Here is a 19827-nt window from a genome sequence, read left to right as displayed (position 1 = left end):
CGTCATTCCTTCGCGAGCGCCGCGTTCATCTTGTCTGCCAACTGCTTTGCCGCTGTCGCCACCGGCGTCTGCCCGGCGAATGCGGCGGGCAGGATGTCCGTCTCGAACTGGTTCCACGCCGAGGTGTTCTTCGAGATCGGGTACGGCGACGCGACCTTCGCCTCATCGAGGAAGAGCTGCAGGTCGAGCCCCGGGATCGACTTCGCCCACACGGTCTGGCTGCCGTTGAACGCGGGGATGACGACGCCCGCTTCCGCCTGTATGAGAGCGGCATCCTTCGTGCCGAGGTATGCGACGAAGGCGCGTGCGGCATCCGGTTGCTTGGTCGTCGCGGAGATGACGTTGCCGAGACCGTGGATGACGCACTGGTTGCTCTTCGGCCCCTTGGAGAGCTCGACGACGCCGAGGTTGTCGCCGAACGCCTGGTGATAGGGCGCGGTCTCCCAGTCGCCATCCATCACCATCGCGAGCTTGCCCGAGGTGAACCAGTCGTTCGCGAGCGTGGTCGTCAACTGCTGCATCGAGGGAGAGATGCCCGCCTCGATGAGGTCGGCCCAGAACTGCAGCCCCTTGATCGAGCCGGGCAGGTCGTAGCCGGACTTCTTGTGGTCGGGCGAGATGATGTATCCGCCCGCCTGAAGCATGGTGTTGTACCAGGAGGTCTGGCCGCCGGTCAGGTCGCCCGCAAAGCCGAAGACGCTCTTGTTGAAATGGTCGGAGACCTTCTTGCCGTTGGTCTTGATGTCGTCCCACGTCCACGATGACGTCGGCTCCGGCACTCCCGCCTTGGCGAGCAGGTCCTTGTTGTAGTACAGACCGATCGTGTCGAAGTCCTTCGGCACGCCCCAGAACTTGCCGCCCGCCGTGTACAGGTCGACGAGCGCCTTGGGGTAGTTGGTCTTCTTCACCGCCCCGGCGGTGACCAGATCATCGAGCGGCAGCAACTGGTTGTTCAGCGCGAAGAGCTGGATGTGCGGGCCGTTCATCCAGAAGACGTCCGGCAGGTTCTTGCCCTGCGCGAGCGTGGTCATCTTGGTCCAGTACGCGCCGCCCGTCGACGGCGTGAGTTGGATGTTGACCTTGATGTTCGGATAGATCTTGTTGAAGCCGGCGATGATCTTCTCCATCGCCGGCTGTTGGTTGACGTCCCAGATGGCGTAGCTGATGATCGCCTTGAGGTCTTTCGACGGCGCCTTGTACGCACCGGACTGGGATCCTGTTCCCCCTTGGCTCGAGCTGCAGCCCGCGAGGGTGGCGCCCAGCCCGAGGCTGACGCCTCCGAGTGCCGCCAAGGAGAGGAAGGAACGACGGTCCATGATCGTTTCTCTTTCTTCGGTGTGGAGGGGACGGGCGTCAGGCGACGCCTCGACGTTGTTGGTGGCCTGCGAAGTAGTCGAGAAGGTCGGGTTGCAGGCCGGGCACGCGGCGCGGCACGGATCCGTCGCGGAGCGACTCCGTCGCCGCTACACCCGTGGCCACGGCGTTGCGCGCCGCGACGGGTGAGGTGTCGGTCGCGCCACCGTGGGCGACGAAGCGGAGGAACTCGGCGACCGTGAGCGCGTCTGCTCCGTTGTGACCGCCCTCGCCCTCCGGTATCGGGTACGACTGGTCGCCGGATTCGTTGTACGACGTGCGCCTGTTCCACACGCGCACAGTCCCGCCTGCGGAGTCGCCGTAGTTCTCCAGCCGCCCCTCGGTTCCGATGACCGTGTAGTTTCGCCAGTAGTCCGGGGTGAAGTGGCACTGCTCATAGCTGGCCAGCACGCCGTTGTCGAGCCGCATGGAGACCATCGAGATGTCTTCGACGTCGATGACGGGGTTGAGCTCGGTCTGCGCGGCCGGCGGCCAGTTGTCATAGGAGAACCAGTCCCCCATGACCCGTCCGGAGTTGTCGGCACGGTCGGTGACATCCCCGTAGACCGCGAGGTCGCCCATGCCTGTGACGTCGACGCTGTAGCCGCCGGCAAGCCAGTGGATGACGTCGATGTCGTGCGCACCCTTCTGCAGCAGAAGACCGGTGGTCTTGGACCGCTCGGCGTGCCAGTCCTTGAAGTAGTAATCGCCACCGTTGCCCACGAAGTGCCTGCACCAGACGGCCTTGACCTGGCCGATCGCGCCGTCCTCGATGAGGCTGCGCATGAGGCGAACGACCGGCATGTGCCGCATGTTGTGTCCCACATAGAGCTTGGAGCCGGACTCGTATGCGGCCTGCAGCACGTCGTCTGCGCCATCGATCGTGATGGCGAGCGGCTTCTCCAGGTAGACGGCAACGCCGGCCCGCAACAGCTGCGCGGCGATCTCGGCGTGCGTGAAATCGGGTGTCGTAACGAATGCGGCGTCGATTCCCTGCTCGATGAGAGCGCCGACATCGGAGACCACCGCCGCGTCGTCGAAGATCTCGGCGGCACGAGCGCGCCCCTGCGACGTGGTGTCGGCGACCGCGACGATCTGCGCCGGTACCGAGGAAGCCGTGACGGCCGGGTCAATGGCGTTCAGCGCCAGCTTGCAGCGTGCGCCTGCACCGACGACGCCGATCCTCATTCCGTCACCAACCGACATGCGTCGCTCCATTCACTTCGCCGTGCATCGTGCTGGGTCATTTGAGCACAATAAACATGACGCTGCAAGACGGAAGTTGCGCTTTTATTGCCAGTTTGTTTCATAATCGCTCAACTTAGGACCAGGATGGGTGGCGCCGACACGCGCCCCGGCCGTGGTTTTGCAGGCTCGCCCGTACGATGACAACGTGGCGGCCAGGCGCGCGGATGCGTGAGAAGCGCTGGGATTCCGGGCCCACCCGGGGATGGGATGCTTGTGAAACGCACCGAGCGTCTGCGGGCCGTTCTCGACCTGCTTGCCGACAGCGGCAGCATCGAGATCGACGAGATAGTCGATCGCCTCGGCGTCTCGACGGCGACCGCGCGACGTGATCTCGACGCACTCGCCGCCGAGCAGTTGCTCACCCGCACGCGTGGCGGTGCAACGGCGCAGTCGGTCGCCTACGACCTTCCGTTGCGGTACAAGCGAGAGCAGAACGCCAAACAGAAGCAGGCGATCGCAAAGGCGGCGAGCGGGCTGGTGCCCGTCGGATCGGTCGTGGGTCTCACCGGAGGGACCACAAGCACCGCGGTGGCCGGCGCGCTCGCAACCCGCGCGGATATCGCACAGCCATCGGCGAAGCATGGGCTGACCGTAGTCACCAATGCAGTGAACATCGCGGCCGAGCTTGTGATGCGACCGCAGATCCGGACCGTCGTGACCGGCGGCGTCGTACAGCCGCGCTCCTACGAGCTCGTCGGCCCTTACAGCGACGAGGTACTCGGGCAGATCACCTTGGACTTCGCCTTCATCGGCGTGAATGGCATCGATCCGTCGTTCGGCGCGACGGTGCACGACGAGCGCGAAGCCGCCATCAATGCGCTCATGGCCAGACGTGCCGGGCGCGCGGTGCTCATCGCTGACTCGAGCAAGGTCGGCAGGCGCGCGTTCGCCACGGTGGCATCTCTCGAATCGTTCGAGATCCTCATCACCGACGACGGCATCACGGATCGTCAGCGTTCGGCGTTCGAGGCCGGCGGCATCCGGGTCATCGTGGCATGACGAGCGATTGCAACTGCATTTTTGACACTGGTTGTGATCATGAACGATCATTGGATGCATGACCGATGACAACACTCGAGTGCCCGGCGCCGACCTCGAAGCCGAGCTGACGTCGCAGCCGGATGTGTGGGAGCGCGCCGTCGCGCTCGCCCCCGAGCGCGCGCTGCTTCCCTCCGACGGCCAGCGCATCGCCGTCGTGGGCTGTGGCACTTCGTGGTTCATGGCGCAGTCGTACGCGAGCGTGCGTGAGCGGAGCGGGCACGGCGAGACCGACGCCTTCGCGGCATCCGAGGCTCTCATCGAGCGCGACTACGACGCGATCGTGGCGATCACCAGGTCGGGGACGACCACCGAGGTGCTCGAGCTGCTCCAGGAGGTACGGTCTCGTGGCGCACGCGCTCGCACCGTCGCGGTCACCGGCGACCCGAACACGCCGATCGTCGATCTTGCCGACGACGTGATCGCCCTGCCCTTCGCCGACGAGCGCTCGGTCGTGCAGACGCGGTTCGCGACGAGTGCGCTCGCCCTGCTCCGGGCATCCGTGGGAGAAGACCTGACGCCGGTCATCGCCCAGGCACGGACCGTGCTCGAGGAGCCGCTCGACGACGAGCTCGTCGACGCCGGCCAGTACACGTTCCTGGGCAGCGAGTTCAGCGTGGGCATCGCGCACGAGGCCGCGCTGAAGCTGCGCGAGTCGTCGCAGTCGTGGACGGAGTCGTACCTGGCCAAGGAGTACCGGCACGGCCCGATCGCCATCGCGGCGCCCGGCCGGGTGACGTGGGCGTTCGGTGAGCTCCCGGAAGGCATCGCGGCCGACACGGCGGCAACGGGTGCGCATTTCGAGCATCGCGACATCGACGCGATGGCCGACCTGGTGCGGCTGCACCGCGTCGCGCTCGAGCGCGCACGGCGCAAGGGACTCGACCCTGACCAGCCGCGCAACCTGACGAGATCCGTCATCCTGGATCCACGATGACCGCTCCCACGTCGGCAGGCCCGGGCGCCGCAGTGCTCGCGTTCGACGTGGGCGGCACCGACATGAAGGCGGCACTGCTCGACGAGCAGGGCCGGATGCTCCAGAGCAGGCGGGTGCCGACCCCGCTCGACGGAGTGCGCACCGGCGAGCGCGTCGTCGACGAGGCCGCCAGGCTGGCGGAAGAGCTGACGAGCGCGCATCCCGGCGTGCGGCCCACCGCGGCCGGACTGCTCGTTCCCGGTCATGTCGACGACGTGCGCGGCATCGGCGTGTTCGCCGAGAATCTCGGCTGGCACGAGTTCCCCTTCCGAGAACGCGCGCAGGCTGCCCTCGGCATGCCCGTCGGCTTCGGACACGACGTGCGCGGAGCGGGCGAGGCGGAGCACCGCATGGGCGCGGCCCGAGGCTTCGACGACGTCGTCGTCGTGACCATCGGAACGGGCATCGCGGCCGCCGTCTTCGTCGACGGCCGGCTGTACACCGGAGGGGGCCTGGCCGGGGAGATCGGTCACGACCGCGTGGCGGAGGGGCCGATCTGCGCGTGCGGGGGTCGCGGATGCCTCGAGGCCGTCGCCTCCGCCGCCGCCATCGCGCGCCGCTACACTCTGCGCACCGGGCGTGCGGTCGCCGGGGCCAGAGAGGTGCTCGAGCTCATGCGCGCGGGCGACGCCAACGCCGCAGCCGACTGGGCCACCGCACTGGATGCCCTGGCGCTCGGCTTCTCGCACGTCGTCGCCCTGCTCGCACCCCAGGCGATCGTGATCGGCGGAGGGCTGTCCGAAGCGGGAGAAGAGCTGCTGCAGCCGCTTCGCGAGCGGCTGGACGACATCCTCACGTTCCATCGCCGGCCGCAGCTGATCAAGGCGAGCATCGGCGCCGACGCCGGGCTGTTCGGCTCCGCACTGGCAGCGCGCGATGCGCTCGCGGCGGCCCAGTCGACCGAAGACGTGCAAACAGCCGACCAAGGAGAGACATGGCGCTGACCCCGACGACGAACCTGATCGCGGATGCCGCTGCTCGCCGCACCGGCATCGGCGCGTTCAATGTGATCCACCTGGAGACGGCGGAGGCGCTGGTCGCCGCCGCCGAGCGGTCGGGGCTGGGCGTCATCCTGCAGATCTCGGAGAACTGCGTCAGCTACCACGGCGGCCTGGAGCCCATCGCGGTAGCAAGCCTTGCGCTCGCCCGCGACTCGGCGGCGCCCGTTGCTGTGCACCTCGACCACGCAGAGGATGAGCAGCTCGCGCGCCGCGCTATCGACCTCGGTTTCGGATCGGTCATGTTCGATGCGTCGCGACGCGACTACACGCAGAACGTCGACGCCACAGCCCGGATCGCGGCGTACGCGCACGACAACGGCGTGATGGTCGAGGCGGAGCTCGGCGAGGTCGGCGGCAAAGACGGCGCCCATGCGCCCGGCGTGCGCACCGATCCCGACGAGGCGCGTTCGTTCGTGGCCGAGACCGGCGTGGACGCCCTCGCCGTGGCCGTCGGCTCCTCCCACGCGATGACCGCACGGGAGGCGACCCTCGATCTCGACCTGATCGCACGGTTGCACGCCGCGCTCGACGTGCCCCTGGTGTTGCACGGTTCGTCGGGCGTGCCCGACCCCGTGATCGTCGCCGCCATTCGTGCCGGCATGACGAAGATCAACGTCTCCACTCACCTGAACGGCTTCTTCACTCGGGCCGTGCGCGATTACCTCGAGGAGAATTCGTCAGTGGTCGACTCCCGCAAGTACGTGAGTGCGGGGCGTGCCGCTCTCAGCACGGAAGCCGAGCGGATGCTCCGCCTCTTCGCGAGCGCCGGCACCGTATCCGAGGGCGCCGCGTCATCGGGAGAGGGTGCCCCGTCATCGGGAGAGGTCGAAGGAGCCGCCTCGTGAACCGCACCGCACGCCTTCGCGCCGTGCTCGATCTGCTCGCCGAGACGGGGCAGATCGAGGTGGACGACATCGTGGAGCGCCTCGGTGTCTCCCCCGCCACCGCGCGCCGGGACCTCGACGCCCTCGCATCGCAGCAATTGCTCAGCCGCACCAGGGGCGGCGCCACCGGGCAGTCCGTCGCATACGACCTTCCGCTGCGGTACAAGCGGGAGCAGCACGCCGAGCAGAAGCAGGCGATCGCCCAGGCCGCGAGCGCGCTGGTGCCCCGCGGCGCCGTGGTCGGCCTCTGCGGCGGTACGACGAGCACCGCCGTCGCCAGCGCTCTCGCCGCGCGGCCCGATGTCGCGGAGCCGTCGTCGCGGCCCACGCTCACGGTGGTCACGAACGCCATCAACATCGCGGCGCAGCTCGTCATGCGCCCGCAGATCAAGGTGGTCATGACCGGCGGCGTCGTGCAGGCGAGGTCGTACGAGCTGGTCGGGCCCTACACCGACTCGGTGCTCGGGCAGATCGCGCTGGACCTCGCGTTCATCGGCGTGAACGGGGTCGACCCGGCGCTGGGGCCCACCGTGCACGACGAGCACGAGGCCGCCGTCAATGCGCTGATGGCCGATCGTGCGGAACGAGCCGTGCTCGTTGCCGACTCGAGCAAGATCGGGCGCCGCGCGTTCGCGTCCGTCGGCAAGCCTGGCGCGTTCGACACCTTCATCACCGACGACGGCATCACCACGAAGCAGCTGAACGACTTCAAGGATGCCGGGATGCGCGTCATCGTCGCGTAGCAGGCATCCGTCGGTGAGGCATCCACTCGCGAGGTCCGCTGCCGCACCGTGGCGCCGCTGCGTGCCAGAGTGGTGCCGATGACAGCGAGTGCACCTGGCCTGCTACGCCCCGCGACGGGAGACGTCGCCCACCGCGTCACGTATGTCGAGCTGTTCTTCGACCTCGTGTTCGTGTTCGCGGTCACGCAGCTCTCGCACATCCTGATCGAGCACCGGGATCCGCTCGCCCTTCTGCACACCGTCATGCTCGCCATGGTCGTGTGGTTCGCCTGGGTGTACACGACCTGGGCGATGAGCTGGCTCAACCCCGAGCGGTGGCCGGTCGCGGCGCTGCTGTTCGTGATGATGCTGCTCGGCATGCTCGTCGCCGTCGCGATTCCGGATGCCTTCGGCGACCGAGCGCTGCTCTTCGCCATCGCTCTCACCGCGTTCGGGCTCGCGCGAAGCGTCTTCACCATCGCCGCGTTCTTCCCGACCAGCAGGCCGCACGCGATGAACTTCGTGCGCATCACGTGCTGGCACGCCGGGGTGGGCATCCTGTGGATCGCCGGTGCACTGGTGCCGTCCGATGCGCGGCTGTGGGTGTGGATCGTCGCGCTCGTGCTCGAGTACGTGGGGCCGAGGCTGCACTTCTGGGTCCCGGCTCTCGGCTCGTCCGATGACTCCACTTGGAACGTCTCAGGCGAGCACATGTCGGAGCGCGTCAGCCTCTTCCTCATCATCGCGCTCGGCGAGTCGATCATCGACACGGGCGTGAGCTTCGCCGGGGGCGGCATCGACTGGGCGCGCGGCGACGCGTTCCTCGCCGCGTTCGCCGGCACGGTGCTGCTGTTCCTGCTCTATTTCCGGCACAACCAGCGCGGAGGGAGCGAATACATCTCGAGGGCGGATGACCGGGGCATGATCGCGCAGACCGCGTTCACCTACATTCCGGTGCTGCTCGTGTTCGGCATCGTCGCATCCGCCGTCGCGGACGCGCTCATCCTCGGCGATTCGACCGCCGAGAGCGGTGCATGGGTCGCCGGGCTGCTCTGCGGCGGCACGGCCTTGTACGCGCTCGGGAACGCGTTCTTCCGTCGCGCCACCGGCGGACCCTGGATGCCCGTGCACATCGTGGGCGCGCTCGTGCTGCTCGTGATGTTCCCGCTGCATACGATCGTTCCGCTGGTGGCTCTGAGCTGGATCGTCAACGTCGTGCTGCTGGCGATCGTGCTCAGCGACGGACGCAGGCGCGCGGTATCCGCTGATCGCGAGGCGCCCGGGCACGCGTAAGTGCGTGAACGTCAGCACCGCCCCGGCGACGGATGTTGGGGCGGTGCCAGCGGAATTCACCTCGCCGGCACCACCCCGGCGCCGCGTGCTCTGAGCCCCCACAGGCACACGCGGCATCCTGACCGTATTCGGGTCGCAGCCAGGGCCGTCGCATCGAAGCCGAATGTGACGCGACGGTGGTCCGTCTCACCGTGAGAAGACGCGACGGGGCCAGGATCATGACGCGGTGCGCGAGAAATTCTTCGGGTGTATTCGGCGAATTGCGTATACAGGTCGGTCGACTGGAGAATCGAGAGACCCGACCGGTGGCTGGCCACCGACAAGACTCAGCACCTGGCGTACCTGCGCCGGAAGGCGCGAAAGGTGACCCGGATGTCAGCGCATCACTCACCGCGCAGACTCGAGCGTGCAGGCGACGCCGAACTGGTACGCCTGACCCGCAAGGGCGACACGGACGCCTACGCGACGCTCTTCCGCAGGCACGCGTCGGCGGCGGCATCCGTCGCCCGTTCCGTCACGAGCAGCTACGAGCCGGACGACCTCGTCTCCGAGGCATACGCGCGCATCCTGCAGGCTCTGAGGGCGGGCAACGGCCCGACGAACGCGTTCCGTCCCTACCTCTTCACCACTGTGCGGAACATCGCAGCGTCGTGGGGGCGCGCGGGTAAGGATGCCCTGCCGCTGGAGCCCGAGGAGCTCGACACGCTCGCGGTGCAGGAGGACCACTCGCTGGTCACCCTCGAGCGCTCGCTGACCGCGCAGGCGTTCCGTTCGCTGCCGCCTCGCTGGCAAGAGGCGCTCTGGTACAGCGAGGTCGAGGGCATGCAGCCCGCCGAGCTCGCCCCCCTCGTGGGCCTGAGCGCACAGGCCACCGCCGCGCTCTGCTACCGGGCGCGAGAGGGCCTGCGGCAGGCGTGGATCCGTGCGCACCTGACGTCAGCCGATCTCGAGCCGGAGTGCGCGTGGACGGTCGAGCACCTTGCTGCGCACTCGCGCGGACGTCTCGGAAAGCGCGACAACGCCAGGGTGGATGCGCACCTGCAGACGTGCGAGCTGTGCACGATGGCGGCCGCCGAAGCCGAGGAGGCCGGCTCGCGGCTCGCGCTGGTGCTGCTACCGCTGATACTCGGCACCGGAGCGGCCACTGTCTACGCCGCCACGCTGAAGACCGGCGTCGTGGCCGGATCCGTCGCCGGCACCGCAGTCGTGGGAACGGGTGCCGCGTCCGGAGGCAGCGCCGGATCCTCCGCCGGCATCGGCGGATTCTTCAGCGGCGCGACGGGCGTGATCGTGGGTACAGCGGCATCCGTCGTGGTCGTCGGTGCGGCCGTGGCCGGCGTGCTCATCGCGACGTCGCCGGGAAGCGGAACGGATGCCTCGCCCGCGGTCGTCGCGCACGGGTCCGGGTCATCACAGTCCGGTTCGTCGTCGAACGCTCCTTCGGCCAACGCCTCGACTCCCCCGGCCTCTCCGGCGCCGTCTCCCTCTGATGTTCCTGCGCCTGCGGACCCGTCGCCGTTGGATTCCTCGCCTTCGGGCACGGGCGACGCATCTTCCGCACCGAGCACGCCGGTAGCGCCGACCGGGCCTACGAGCCCGGTCGGGCCGACCCAGCCGGCGCCGCCGGCGGCGCCGACGATCGGCACGGTCGACACCGGCGGCAATCTTTACTACCCGCTCGTCTCCGGCACGGCGACACCGGGCGCGACGGTGACCGTGTCAGCGGGCGGAACGCCTACGAGCGTCACGGCCGACTCGTCGGGCAACTGGAAGGCGCAGGTGACCGGTCCAACGACGTCCTCGAACGCTCCTGCAGCGTTCAGGTCACCGGTCAACGCGACATCCGGCCGAGCCCCGACGAACGCGATCATGGCGTCGCTTGCGCAGCCGCTCGCCGCCGCGACTCCTACTCCCTCACCGTCGCCTTTCCCCGGTGATGCGCCGACTACGACGTCCCCTCCCCCCGGCGTCTCGGGCGAAGTCACGGCGACCCAGTCCGTCGGAGGTGTGACCTCACCCAGCGCATCGGCGCGCTTTTCACTGACCGGGCTCGCGCTGACGGTCGACAGCGTCTTCGGTGATTACTTCGTCGGTCTGGAGGTGCACGGCCAGGCAGGTGCTCAGGTCGAGGTCTTCATCGACGACGAATCGGAGGGGTTCGTCACGCTCGACTCAAAGGGCGAGTGGTCAGCACCGGTCCTATCGGAGTGGTTGTTCCTCTCCTCCGGCACCCACCACATCGCTGTGCGGTACGCCGACGGCTCAGGCCGCTTCGGTCCCAGCACGCACGTCAGCATCGACGTCGGTACGGGCAGCGCCGCCTGACACCGACCGCACCCGACTCGCGACCACGAGCATGACCACCGAGACCACCAGCACGATCAAGGCCGCCCACGGCACCGCCCCGATCCCCCACTCCGCGTAGATCGCGCCCCCGACAACGGCGCCGCCGCCGATCCCCACGTTGAACGCCGTCGTATACAGAGCGCTGGCCGTGTCGCGGAATCGCGCCGACGCTGCCTGAAGCAACCTGGTCTGCAGAAGCGGTGGCAGGCATCCGAACGCGAGTGTCCACAGCGCGAACGCCCCGAGCGCCACAGGCGTGACACCGGGAACCACGGCGAGAACGGCGACACCGATAGTCGTGAGCGTCAGCGCGACGGCGATGGTGCGCCCCGGATGACGGCCCAGCCACACACCGACCAGCACGGTCGCGACGGCGCCCATCATGCCGCCCACGAAGAGCAGCGGGCCGACGGCTCCGATGCCGAGCCCCATGGCATCGGACACGAACGGTGCGACGTAGGCGTTCAGGGTCATGCTGCCGAGCACGATGGTTCCGGTAAGAACGCAGATGACGATCACGGGCCGGATGCTCGCATCGCGTTCCCGCCCACGTCGCTTCGTGCGCGGGACCGCCGCGACCGGCGCCGTCACGGTCGACACCCCGCCGGTGAGCGTCGGGATGCCCGCCGTCGCGGTTCCGACGCCCGGCACGCTCGCCCGCGGCAGCATGGTGCCGACCACGAGCGAACCGACGACGAGCAGGCATCCGACCACCACGAACGCGACACGCCATCCGGCCGCGTGCCCGAGGACCGTCGCCAGCGGGGATCCGAGGATGAGCGCGAGCGAGACACCTCCCGACGTGATCGAGACGGCCCTCGCCAGTTGGTGCGACGGCACGATGTGGCCGGCGTACGCGCCGGTGACGGCCCAGAAGACGCCGTGCGCCACACCGCCGGTGATACGGGCGATCACTGCCACGGCGTAGTTCGGCGCGATCGCCAGCAACAACGAGCTGAGGCCGATCACGATGATGACGCTGACGACGAGCGCGCGCCGCGGGATGCGCCGGGTCAGCGCCGTCACCGGCGTCGCGGCCACCACCACGGTGAACGCGTACACCGAAACGAGCAGTCCGGCCTGCGGGGTCGAGACGTGCAGACCGGATGCCAGTTCAGGGAGCAGTCCGGTCGGCAGTGTCTCGCTCGTGACGGCGAGGAACGCTGCCGCCGCGAGCGCGATCATCCCGGCCCACGGAAAACGCGCGGTGCCGGGCTCGTGCGTCTGCGACATCGCCGTCCCCTCCTCGCGTTGCTCGCTTACCGGGCTTGCCGCCCTTCGTATCGGGCTTGCAGCCCTTCGCACAGCTCATGGGAGCGCGAACGCGAGCCGCGCGTGCTCGGATCGCCGCGCCGATTGAGCGTGTCGAGCGGTGCAGCCGCGATCACTCTAATCGATTCGATCCGCGTGTTCTCGCGGGTGCCCTACCCTGATGGGATGGATGCCCTACAGCACTGGGTGCTGACGCTGAACTGCGCGGACAGGCCCGGCATCGTGCACGCGGTCAGCGGCGCGGTCGTGCAGGCGCGCGGCAACATCACCGAGAGCCAGCAGTTCTCCAGCGCCGACACCGGCCGGTTCTTCATGCGGCTGCAGATCCAGTCGCCGGCCGATCGTGCCGAGTTCGAGGCGGCGCTGAGCCCGGTCACCGAGCGCTACGACATGACGTACACGCTCGACACTGTCGGCAGGCCGCTGCGCACTCTCGTGCTCGTCTCGACGGCCGCGCACTGCCTGAACGACCTTCTGTTCCGGCAGCGCGCAGGGCAGCTGCCCGTTGACATCCCCCTGGTGCTCTCCAATCACGGCACCCTGCGCGATCTCGCCGGTTTCTATGGGGTGCCGTTCGACGCGCTCGCCGTGACGGATGCCGCCAGCAAGGCCGCCTTCGAGACTCGCGTTCTCGAGGAGGTGGAACGGCACGACATCGAGCTCGTCGTGCTCGCGAGGTATATGCAGATCCTGTCTCCGCAGCTGTGCGACGCACTGGCGGGGCGCTGCATCAACATCCACCACTCGTTCCTGCCGGGCTTCAAGGGTGCGAATCCGTACAAGCAGGCACACGCCCGCGGCGTGAAGCTCATCGGCGCCACAGCGCACTTCGTCACGAGTGATCTCGACGAAGGCCCGATCATCGAGCAGAACGTGGTGCGGGTCGACCACACCCAGTCGCCGTCGCAGCTGGTCGCCATCGGTCAAGACGAGGAGAGCCGCACGCTGACGCAGGCGGTCAAGTGGTTCGCGGAGAATCGCATCCTGCTCGACGGGGCCCGCACGATCATCTTCCGCTGACCGTCGCCGCGTCGGCGGCCCGGGCGTTCCTTTCTCGCGAGACTGCACACCCACCCCGAAACATCGGGAAATACCCACACTCTCGGGGTGTACGTGCAGTCTCGCGCGTGGCCGACCAGCGCGGCCACTTAAGCGACCAACGCGGCCGCTTAAGATGGAGACGATGTCTGCCCAGAATTCCGAGCATCCGCACGCCCCCGCCCAGCCTCAGATCGGGCCATGGGACGTTCTCCGTTTCGTCATCGAACTCTTCGCGTTCGTGAGCCTGGCGGTCTGGGGGTTCATCGCGTGGCCGTTGCCCTGGAACATCGTCGTCGGCATCGTTGCACCGCTGTTCGCGATCGTGCTCTGGGCCCTTTTCCGGTCGCCGAAGGCGGTCATCCGCATCGACACGTTCGGCAAGGCGATCATCGAGATCATCGTCATGACGGCTGCAGCCTTCGCCTGGTGGGATCTGGGCCAACCCGTCGTCGCCGTCGTCTTCGCGCTCGTCGCCCTGCTGAGCGGCATCGTCAGCGGGCGACGGGAACTCTCGTGAGCGAGTTCACGAGCGTCTCAGCAGGTTCTGCCGCCGCGCTGGTCATCCACAGCGCTCGCAAGCTGGATGTCGACGGCCAGGTCGACGACTTCTGGCTGGCCGCTTCGGGCGACCGCATCGTCGACACCGGCAACGGCACGGGCTGGCGGGCTTACGCCGACGCCGGCGCGGATGCGGTGACGGATGCCCGTGGTCGCTGGCTCACGCCCGGCTTCGTCGACGTTCACTCCCACGGCGCCGGCGGATGCGCATACGAGGGCGACCTCGACGACCTGCGCACCGCGCTACGCACTCATCGCAAGCACGGTACGACCCGCTCCGTGCTGAGTCTCGTCGCCAACCCGGTTCCGCAGCTGTGTGAGAGCCTGCGGCTCATCGCCGACCTGGCCGACTCCGACCCGCTCGTGCTGGGCTCGCACCTCGAAGGTCCGTTCCTCAACCCCGGCAAACGGGGTGCACACAACCCCGACTTCCTCATCACGCCCGACGACCTGGAGGCGGTCGAACTGCTCATCGCCGCGGCCAGGGACACGCTGCGGCAGATCACGATCGCGCCGGAGCTGCCCGGTGCGATGGAGGCCATCGACGTACTCGTCGAGGCGGGCGTCGTGGTCGCCGTCGGACACACGAACGCGACCGAGGAGCAGGCCGGGCGGGCGTTCGATGCCGGTGCGCGCGTGCTCACGCACGCGTTCAATGCGATGCCGGGCATCCACCACCGCGCGCCCGGACCGATCGTGGCTGCGATGGACGACCCGCGTGTCACGCTCGAACTGATCCTCGACGGATTCCACGTGCATCCGGATGTCGCCCACCTCGCGTTCGTGCAGGCTCCGCACCGCATAGCGCTCATCACGGATGCCATGGCTGCGGCCGGCTCCGCCGACGGTGTCTACCAGCTCGGATCGCTCACGGTGAACGTCGTGAACGGCCAGGCCATGCTGGCGGACGGAACGAGCATCGCGGGGTCCACCCTGACGCAGGACACAGCGCTGAAGATCGCTGTCGAGCGCGCGCGCGTCGCGCCTGCTGCGGCCGTCGAGGCGCTGACGCTGACGCCGGCCCGCATGCTCGGCCGCGAGCACGAACTGGGTCGCCTCGCGGCCGGCTACCTGGCCGACGCGGTGCTGCTCGACCACGAGTGGTCCGTGCAGCGCGTCTGGGCCGCCGGCGCGCCGCTGACCTGAGCCCTCCGCACCTCCTGCAAGATCCACCTCCCCCGAGCCCAGACGCATCCCGCAAGGCTCACCTCAGCCGAGCGCGCGCTTGCGGCAATACTCACCCCCACCGGGCGCGCTTCCTCATCCTCGATTCACCGTCCGAATTTGTCGCTGTGCCGGCCGTTGATGACAGGTTCGGACTGGTATTCACCGCAGGATGACTACCAGTCCACAGCGCCCCCGAGCATTGAGTTATGCACTCCGGTGCCCCAGAGAGACCTGCCGGGTCGGCGAGACGACACCATCGTGGAATGCCTCGTCCACCGAAACTCCTGCCGGTCCAGCACAGTCTGGAAGCCGGCCTGGCAGCTCTCGGCCGCAGGCCTAGAGCTGCCAGGCCGGCTTGTTGTCGTACGTGTACTTGTAGTAGTCCGCCAGGCGCAGCTTGCTCGCGGCCGCCTCGTCCACGATCACCGTCGCGTGCTCGTGGAACTGCAGGATGGATGCCGGGCACACGCTCGACACCGGCCCCTCGACCGCGGCGGCGATGGCATCCGCCTTGCCCTCCCCCTGTGCGACGAGAACGAGCCTTCGGGCATCCATGATCGTGCCGAGCCCCTGCGTGACGCAGTGCGTCGGCACCTGCTCGAGCGAGTCGAAGAAGCGGGCGTTGTCCGCGCGCGTCTTCGGCGCCAGCGTCTTGATGCGGGTGCGCGAACGGAACGACGACGACGGCTCGTTGAAGCCGATGTGCCCGTTGCCACCGATGCCGAGGATCTGGATGTCGATGCCGCCGGCATCCGCGATCGCCTGCTCGTAGTCGCGGCACGCCACCTCGATGTCGACCGACCGGCCGTCGGGCACCTGCACCAGAGTCGGATCCATGTGCAACGGTTCGACCACCTCCGTGCGGATCACGGACGCGTAGCTCTGCGGATGGTCCTCGGGTATGCCGACGTACTCGTCGAGCGCGAACCCGCGCACACCGGTGAAGTCGAGAGTGCCGGCATCGACTCGCTGCGCGAGGCTGGCGTAGATCGCCAGCGGCGACGATCCGGTCGCCAGTCCGATCACCGCGCGCGGCTTCGACTCCACGACCCGTTCGATCAGATCGGCGGCGAGCACACCCACCTCATCGGCGGTCTGCTTGATCACGACTTCCACGGATGCCCCTCCAGAAGCTCTCGAGACTCGGTACCAGTCTGCTCTACCCGCGCGACGGGAGCGGACCCTCCCACCAGCGCTGCGCCGACGGCCGCGGCCGGCAGCCGCGGTGGCAGCATGCGCACTCGCTCCGCAAGACGGAGCGAGGCGAGGAACGGCGACTCCCCGCCCCACTCGTGCAGCGCGTCACGCACCGGCTCGAGCAGCCTGTCGCCGAGGTTGCTCAGCCCGCCGGCGAGGATGACCGCGCCGACATCGACCGTGAGCACGAGAACACGCACCGCGGATGCCACACCCTCCGCGAGCGCGCGCCGCACCTGCTGCGCGCGGGGGTCGCCGGCATCCGCAGCGTCGAACAGGGCGACGGCGGGCGGTTCGGTCTCGCTGGGCCATAGGCGGGCGACCGCGGATCCGCTGGCGACAGTCTCCAGGCATCCGCGCTGGCCGCAGCTGCAGAGCACGCCTCCCGGCACGACCGGGATGTGACCGATCTCGCCGGCGCCGCCCTCCGCGCCGCGCCACAGGCATCCATCGACGACGATGCCGGCCGCGAGCCCGGTGCCGAGGTTCAGCAACGCGGCCGACCCCCGCAGCCCGAGCAGGTGATAGGCGCCGAGCGCGGCCGCCTTCACGTCGTTCTCCACGCGAACGGGTGCACCGATGCGGGCGGCGAGCTCGTCGGAGAGCGCGAGGTGCTCGACGTCGAGGTTCACGGCGTGGCGCACTTCGCCGGCCGAGGCATCCACCATGCCGGGAATGCCGACGCCGACGGAACTCACCTCTGCCAAAGACGCGCCGTAGGTCGTCACCACCTCACGCACCGCTCGCTCGGCGGATGCCAGCACGCCGTCTGCTCCGCGCCCGCTCGGAATGCGCACGTTCGCCGCCGCAGCGAGGTCGTCGTCGAGTACGACGGCGTCGATCTTGGTGCCGCCGATGTCGAGGCCGACCCTCATCGCCGGCTCTCTGCGCCCGAGGGCGGATTCAGCAGCGACATCAGCGCTCGGCCGATCAGCCGAGACGCTCCGAATGTCGCGATGTCGGCATATGCCCGGTCGTCCGAGGGCCAGCCCAGGTCGACCACGAGGGTCGTGCGAGCCGGTCGCAACGCGTCCACGGTCGCCCGTGCGAACGGATGCCTGTGCACGGCCTTGCCGATCACGACGACCCTGCGCTCCGCAGGCACCGCAGCCAGCACCTGGGCGATGCGGCGGTCGAGCTCACCACGGGCCGCATCGGGCTCGGAGACGATGAACTCCGGGTGCCCGGCCCACTCCACGGAGTCCGCGGATTCCGGCTCCGCGACGACCTGCGCGAACGGACCCCAGGGCGCGACACCGACGGCGATGTTCGCCTCGGACTCCAGCCGAACGACGGCGAATGGTTCGCGCGCGTCCCGCAGCGCGTCCAGTGCACCGGGTTGCACCTCGAAAGCGTCCATGGCACGGTCCGGCGTGACGGCTACGCCGGAATCGTCGCCGCCCGGCTCCGGGATTCCCGCCCGTAGCGCCTCGAGCCGCCGCGCCAGCGCGCGCACCCGGTGTGCGGCATCCGCGACGCGCTCGACGCTCAACTGTCCCGCGTCGATGGCCTCGCCCACGGCGTGGATGATCTCGCTCAGCAGTTCGTCGCTCGTGTCGGTGCCGAGACAGAGCAGGTCACAGCCTGCGGCGAGTGCGCGCACCGCCGCCTCGGGGATTCCGATGTCACCGCTCGCGCCCTTCATGTCGAGCGCGTCCGTGACGATCACGCCCTCGAAGCCGAGCTCGTCGCGCAGCAGACCCTGCAGAATGCGCGACGAGAACGTCGCCGGTGTGCCGGCATCCACCTGCGGAAGCACGATGTGCGACGTCATGATGCTGAGCACACCGGCCTCGACCGCGGCCCGGAACGGCACCAGTTCGCGATCGCGCAGCTCGCTCAGCGAGCGATCGATCACGGGGAGCGCCAGGTGGGAGTCGAGTGCCGTGTCGCCGTGGCCCGGAAAGTGCTTCGCGCACGCCGCGACACCGGTGGACTGGATGCCGGTGGTCCAGGCGACCCCGTGCCGTGCGACCAGCTCGGCCTCAGCGCCGAAACTGCGCACACCGATCACCGGATTGTCCGGGTTCGAGTTGACGTCGATCACCGGCCCGAAGTCCAGCGTGCATCCCGTGCGTCGGAGCGCCACGCCGACATCGTGGCCGACACGCTCGGTGAGCGAGAGGTCGTCGAGCCTGCCCAGCACGGCGTTGCCGGGGTACGGCGAGCCGTGCGCGTAGTTCAGGCGCGTGACGTCTCCGCCCTCCTCGTCGATCGCGATCACCGCGTGCGGTGCAACGGAGAGGATGTCGTCGTTCAGTTCGCGCAGCTGCTGCTCCGACACGATGTTGGGCCCGAACACGCATACTCCGCCCAGCCCGTCGGCCAGTCGATCGCGCAACGCGCCGGGCAGGCAGATGCCGCTGAATCCGGGAAGCAGAGTGGCCGCGATGGCGCGGGCACGGGCATCCGCATCCGTCATGTCGATCGGCGGCTCGACGGAATCGGGAGACACCTCTGGCTCGGACATGTTTGTTAGTAAAGCTTACGAAGGCGTGCCCGGGCAAGCTCGGCGACTTGACATGCAGTTTGTAAGCACAGTTCACTAAAAGAGGTGGCACGGGCGAGTGAGACACCACCGTTGGAGGCGAACATGGCGCAACTGCGGGTGACCTCGAAGGCGCTGCCCGAGCACAACCGCCAGCACAATCGGTCGCTGCTGCTGCAGACCCTGCTGCACGACGGCGCCATGAGCCGTGCCGACCTCGCGCGCGCGTCGGGACTCACTCGCGTGACCGTCTCCGACCTGGTCAGCGAGCTCGCATCCGAGGGGCTCATCAGCGAGCTCGGCCCTCGCACCGACGCCCGCGTGGGCAAGCCGGCGCAGCTCATCGGCCTGAACGAGAACGCTTACCACGTGGCGAGCCTCGATCTCTCGGCCGCTGACCGATTCGTCGGCGCGATCGTGTCGATCGGAGGCGAGGTCGTCCATCGGGCCGACATTCCGCTCGACAATGCTTCCGGAGAAGACGCGCTCACCAAGGCCGTCGCTCTCGCCCGCGATCTCGTCAAGCGATCCACGGTGCGGTTGCTCGGAATCGGAATCGGCACACCCGGCGTGGTGGGCCCTGCCGGAGTCGTGCTGTCGGCGCCGAACCTCGACTGGACCGGCCTCGACCTCGCCGGCGCATTTCGCGCCGAGTTCGCAGTGCCTGTGCACGTGGGCAACGATGCGAACGCGGCGGCGCTGGCCATCAACACGTTCCGCGAGGCGGCGCCGAGCTTCATGCTCGTCGAGATCGAGCACGGCGTCGGGGCAGCACTCGTGATCGGCGACATGCTCGTCGAGGGCAGCAACGGCAACGCGGGCGAGATCGGCCACCTCGTCGTCGACGAAGACGGCGAGCTCTGCGCCTGCGGACGGCGCGGATGCCTCGAGCAGATCGTCGCGGTCCCTCACCTGCGTGCACGCCTGCGTGCGGCAGGCCCCGGCGCACGCGAGACCGTGCTGTCGGATGCCGGCCGCTCGCTCGGGCTGGCTCTCGCGCCGATCGTGGCCGCACTGGGTCTCGACGACGTCGTGCTCGCTGGCCCGAGGGACCTCATCGAGGGTCCGCTTCTGGATTCCGCGCTCGACGTCGTGCGTGCGAGAACTCTGTCGACGGTGGGTGGCGGAACGCGCATGAGCATCGCCGACGACAGTCACGACCTCGTGCTGCTCGGCGCAGCGGTGTTCGTGCTCTCTGCTCAATTGGGAGTGTCGTGACTCAATTGGGAGTGTCGTGACGAGC

General features: G+C 68.6%; 17 protein-coding genes. 11 read left to right on the top strand and 6 right to left on the bottom strand.

The annotated features are described in order from the left end of the window. Positions 1 to 2 precede the first annotated feature (2 nt). Complete coding sequence (locus ACYVII_RS05285; protein ID WP_460532111.1) at positions 3 to 1316, bottom strand: ABC transporter substrate-binding protein; 1314 nt, start codon at positions 1314 to 1316, stop codon at positions 3 to 5. A gap of 37 nt (positions 1317 to 1353) precedes the next feature. Further along, entirely contained in the window at positions 1354 to 2559 is a 1206-nt protein-coding gene (locus tag ACYVII_RS05280; protein ID WP_460532108.1) for a Gfo/Idh/MocA family protein, read from the bottom strand. A gap of 255 nt (positions 2560 to 2814) precedes the next feature. Here ACYVII_RS05280 and ACYVII_RS05275 point away from each other — a divergent pair, with 255 nt between their 5' ends. From ACYVII_RS05275 to ACYVII_RS05245, 7 genes are all read left to right on the top strand, one after another. Beyond that, on the top strand, positions 2815 to 3600 hold the full coding sequence (locus ACYVII_RS05275) for a DeoR/GlpR family DNA-binding transcription regulator (RefSeq protein WP_460532821.1): 786 nt from the start codon (positions 2815 to 2817) through the stop codon (positions 3598 to 3600). Between the two features lie 58 nt (positions 3601 to 3658). Continuing rightward, on the top strand, positions 3659 to 4576 hold the full coding sequence (locus ACYVII_RS05270; protein WP_460532105.1) for an SIS domain-containing protein: 918 nt from the start codon (positions 3659 to 3661) through the stop codon (positions 4574 to 4576). Further along, on the top strand, positions 4573 to 5559 hold the full coding sequence (locus tag ACYVII_RS05265; RefSeq protein WP_460532102.1) for an ROK family protein: 987 nt from the start codon (positions 4573 to 4575) through the stop codon (positions 5557 to 5559). Before ACYVII_RS05270 ends, ACYVII_RS05265 begins: the two co-directional genes overlap by 4 nt. After that, the gene (locus ACYVII_RS05260) at positions 5550 to 6461 is read left to right on the top strand and encodes a class II fructose-bisphosphate aldolase (protein ID WP_460532099.1); all 912 of its coding nucleotides are present in this window, start codon (positions 5550 to 5552) and stop codon (positions 6459 to 6461) included. Before ACYVII_RS05265 ends, ACYVII_RS05260 begins: the two co-directional genes overlap by 10 nt. After that, a complete protein-coding gene (locus tag ACYVII_RS05255) occupies positions 6458 to 7243 on the top strand; it encodes a DeoR/GlpR family DNA-binding transcription regulator (RefSeq protein WP_460532096.1) in 786 nt (261 codons plus the stop codon). The genes ACYVII_RS05260 and ACYVII_RS05255 overlap by 4 nt, the downstream gene beginning before the upstream one ends. Positions 7244 to 7321: 78 nt before the next feature. Beyond that, positions 7322 to 8515 carry a low temperature requirement protein A gene (locus ACYVII_RS05250; protein ID WP_460532093.1) on the top strand — a complete coding sequence of 398 codons (1194 nt, stop codon included), beginning with the start codon at positions 7322 to 7324 and terminating at the stop codon, positions 8513 to 8515. 372 nt (positions 8516 to 8887) lie between these two features. Further along, entirely contained in the window at positions 8888 to 10840 is a 1953-nt protein-coding gene (locus ACYVII_RS05245; RefSeq protein ID WP_460532089.1) for a sigma-70 family RNA polymerase sigma factor, read from the top strand. Here ACYVII_RS05245 and ACYVII_RS05240 read toward each other — a convergent pair. After that, entirely contained in the window at positions 10778 to 12094 is a 1317-nt protein-coding gene (locus tag ACYVII_RS05240; protein ID WP_460532086.1) for an MFS transporter, read from the bottom strand. The genes ACYVII_RS05245 and ACYVII_RS05240 overlap by 63 nt on opposite strands. 204 nt (positions 12095 to 12298) lie before the next feature. On the opposite strand from ACYVII_RS05240, the gene purU reads away from it, so the two are divergent. From purU to nagA, 3 genes are all read left to right on the top strand, one after another. Further along, positions 12299 to 13153, top strand: coding sequence for a formyltetrahydrofolate deformylase (gene purU / locus ACYVII_RS05235; protein ID WP_460532083.1), 855 nt, complete (start codon positions 12299 to 12301; stop codon positions 13151 to 13153). A gap of 163 nt (positions 13154 to 13316) precedes the next feature. Continuing rightward, positions 13317 to 13691, top strand: coding sequence for a YrdB family protein (locus ACYVII_RS05230; RefSeq protein WP_460532080.1), 375 nt, complete (start codon positions 13317 to 13319; stop codon positions 13689 to 13691). Next, positions 13688 to 14878: an N-acetylglucosamine-6-phosphate deacetylase gene (nagA, locus tag ACYVII_RS05225; RefSeq protein WP_460532077.1), complete on the top strand. Its 1191-nt coding sequence runs from the start codon at positions 13688 to 13690 to the stop codon at positions 14876 to 14878. Before ACYVII_RS05230 ends, nagA begins: the two co-directional genes overlap by 4 nt. Positions 14879 to 15235: 357 nt before the next feature. Here nagA and nagB read toward each other — a convergent pair whose 3' ends face one another. From nagB to ACYVII_RS05210, 3 genes are read right to left on the bottom strand one after another with little or no spacing between them, the layout of a single operon-like run. After that, the gene (gene nagB, locus ACYVII_RS05220) at positions 15236 to 16015 is read right to left on the bottom strand and encodes a glucosamine-6-phosphate deaminase (protein WP_460532074.1); all 780 of its coding nucleotides are present in this window, start codon (positions 16013 to 16015) and stop codon (positions 15236 to 15238) included. Beyond that, positions 16003 to 16971, bottom strand: coding sequence for an ROK family protein (locus ACYVII_RS05215; RefSeq protein WP_460532071.1), 969 nt, complete (start codon positions 16969 to 16971; stop codon positions 16003 to 16005). The genes nagB and ACYVII_RS05215 overlap by 13 nt, the downstream gene beginning before the upstream one ends. After that, on the bottom strand, positions 16968 to 18566 hold the full coding sequence (locus ACYVII_RS05210) for a glycoside hydrolase family 3 protein (protein WP_460532067.1): 1599 nt from the start codon (positions 18564 to 18566) through the stop codon (positions 16968 to 16970). The genes ACYVII_RS05215 and ACYVII_RS05210 overlap by 4 nt, the downstream gene beginning before the upstream one ends. Before the next feature lie 123 nt (positions 18567 to 18689). On the opposite strand from ACYVII_RS05210, the gene ACYVII_RS05205 reads away from it, so the two are divergent. Beyond that, the gene (locus ACYVII_RS05205) at positions 18690 to 19802 is read left to right on the top strand and encodes an ROK family transcriptional regulator (protein WP_460532064.1); all 1113 of its coding nucleotides are present in this window, start codon (positions 18690 to 18692) and stop codon (positions 19800 to 19802) included. The last annotated feature ends 25 nt before the right edge of the window (positions 19803 to 19827 follow it).

The sequence above is a fragment of the Humibacter ginsengiterrae genome (assembly GCF_054780115.1).
The sequence above is the reverse complement of the archived record's forward strand: the minus strand, read 5'-3'. Positions and strand labels throughout refer to the sequence as shown.

Coding starts and splice junctions, on each gene's coding strand:
- ACYVII_RS05215 (WP_460532071.1), bottom strand. CDS start 16,971: ATGAGGGTCGGCCTCGACATCGGCGGCACCAAGATCGACGCCGTCGTA.
- ACYVII_RS05230 (WP_460532080.1), top strand. CDS start 13,317: ATGTCTGCCCAGAATTCCGAGCATCCGCACGCCCCCGCCCAGCCTCAG.
- ACYVII_RS05285 (WP_460532111.1), bottom strand. CDS start 1,316: ATGGACCGTCGTTCCTTCCTCTCCTTGGCGGCACTCGGAGGCGTCAGC.
- purU (WP_460532083.1), top strand. CDS start 12,299: ATGGATGCCCTACAGCACTGGGTGCTGACGCTGAACTGCGCGGACAGG.
- ACYVII_RS05265 (WP_460532102.1), top strand. CDS start 4,573: ATGACCGCTCCCACGTCGGCAGGCCCGGGCGCCGCAGTGCTCGCGTTC.
- ACYVII_RS05270 (WP_460532105.1), top strand. CDS start 3,659: ATGACCGATGACAACACTCGAGTGCCCGGCGCCGACCTCGAAGCCGAG.
- ACYVII_RS05210 (WP_460532067.1), bottom strand. CDS start 18,566: ATGTCCGAGCCAGAGGTGTCTCCCGATTCCGTCGAGCCGCCGATCGAC.
- ACYVII_RS05260 (WP_460532099.1), top strand. CDS start 5,550: ATGGCGCTGACCCCGACGACGAACCTGATCGCGGATGCCGCTGCTCGC.
- ACYVII_RS05205 (WP_460532064.1), top strand. CDS start 18,690: ATGGCGCAACTGCGGGTGACCTCGAAGGCGCTGCCCGAGCACAACCGC.
- ACYVII_RS05240 (WP_460532086.1), bottom strand. CDS start 12,094: ATGTCGCAGACGCACGAGCCCGGCACCGCGCGTTTTCCGTGGGCCGGG.
- ACYVII_RS05245 (WP_460532089.1), top strand. CDS start 8,888: ATGTCAGCGCATCACTCACCGCGCAGACTCGAGCGTGCAGGCGACGCC.
- ACYVII_RS05280 (WP_460532108.1), bottom strand. CDS start 2,559: ATGTCGGTTGGTGACGGAATGAGGATCGGCGTCGTCGGTGCAGGCGCA.
- ACYVII_RS05250 (WP_460532093.1), top strand. CDS start 7,322: ATGACAGCGAGTGCACCTGGCCTGCTACGCCCCGCGACGGGAGACGTC.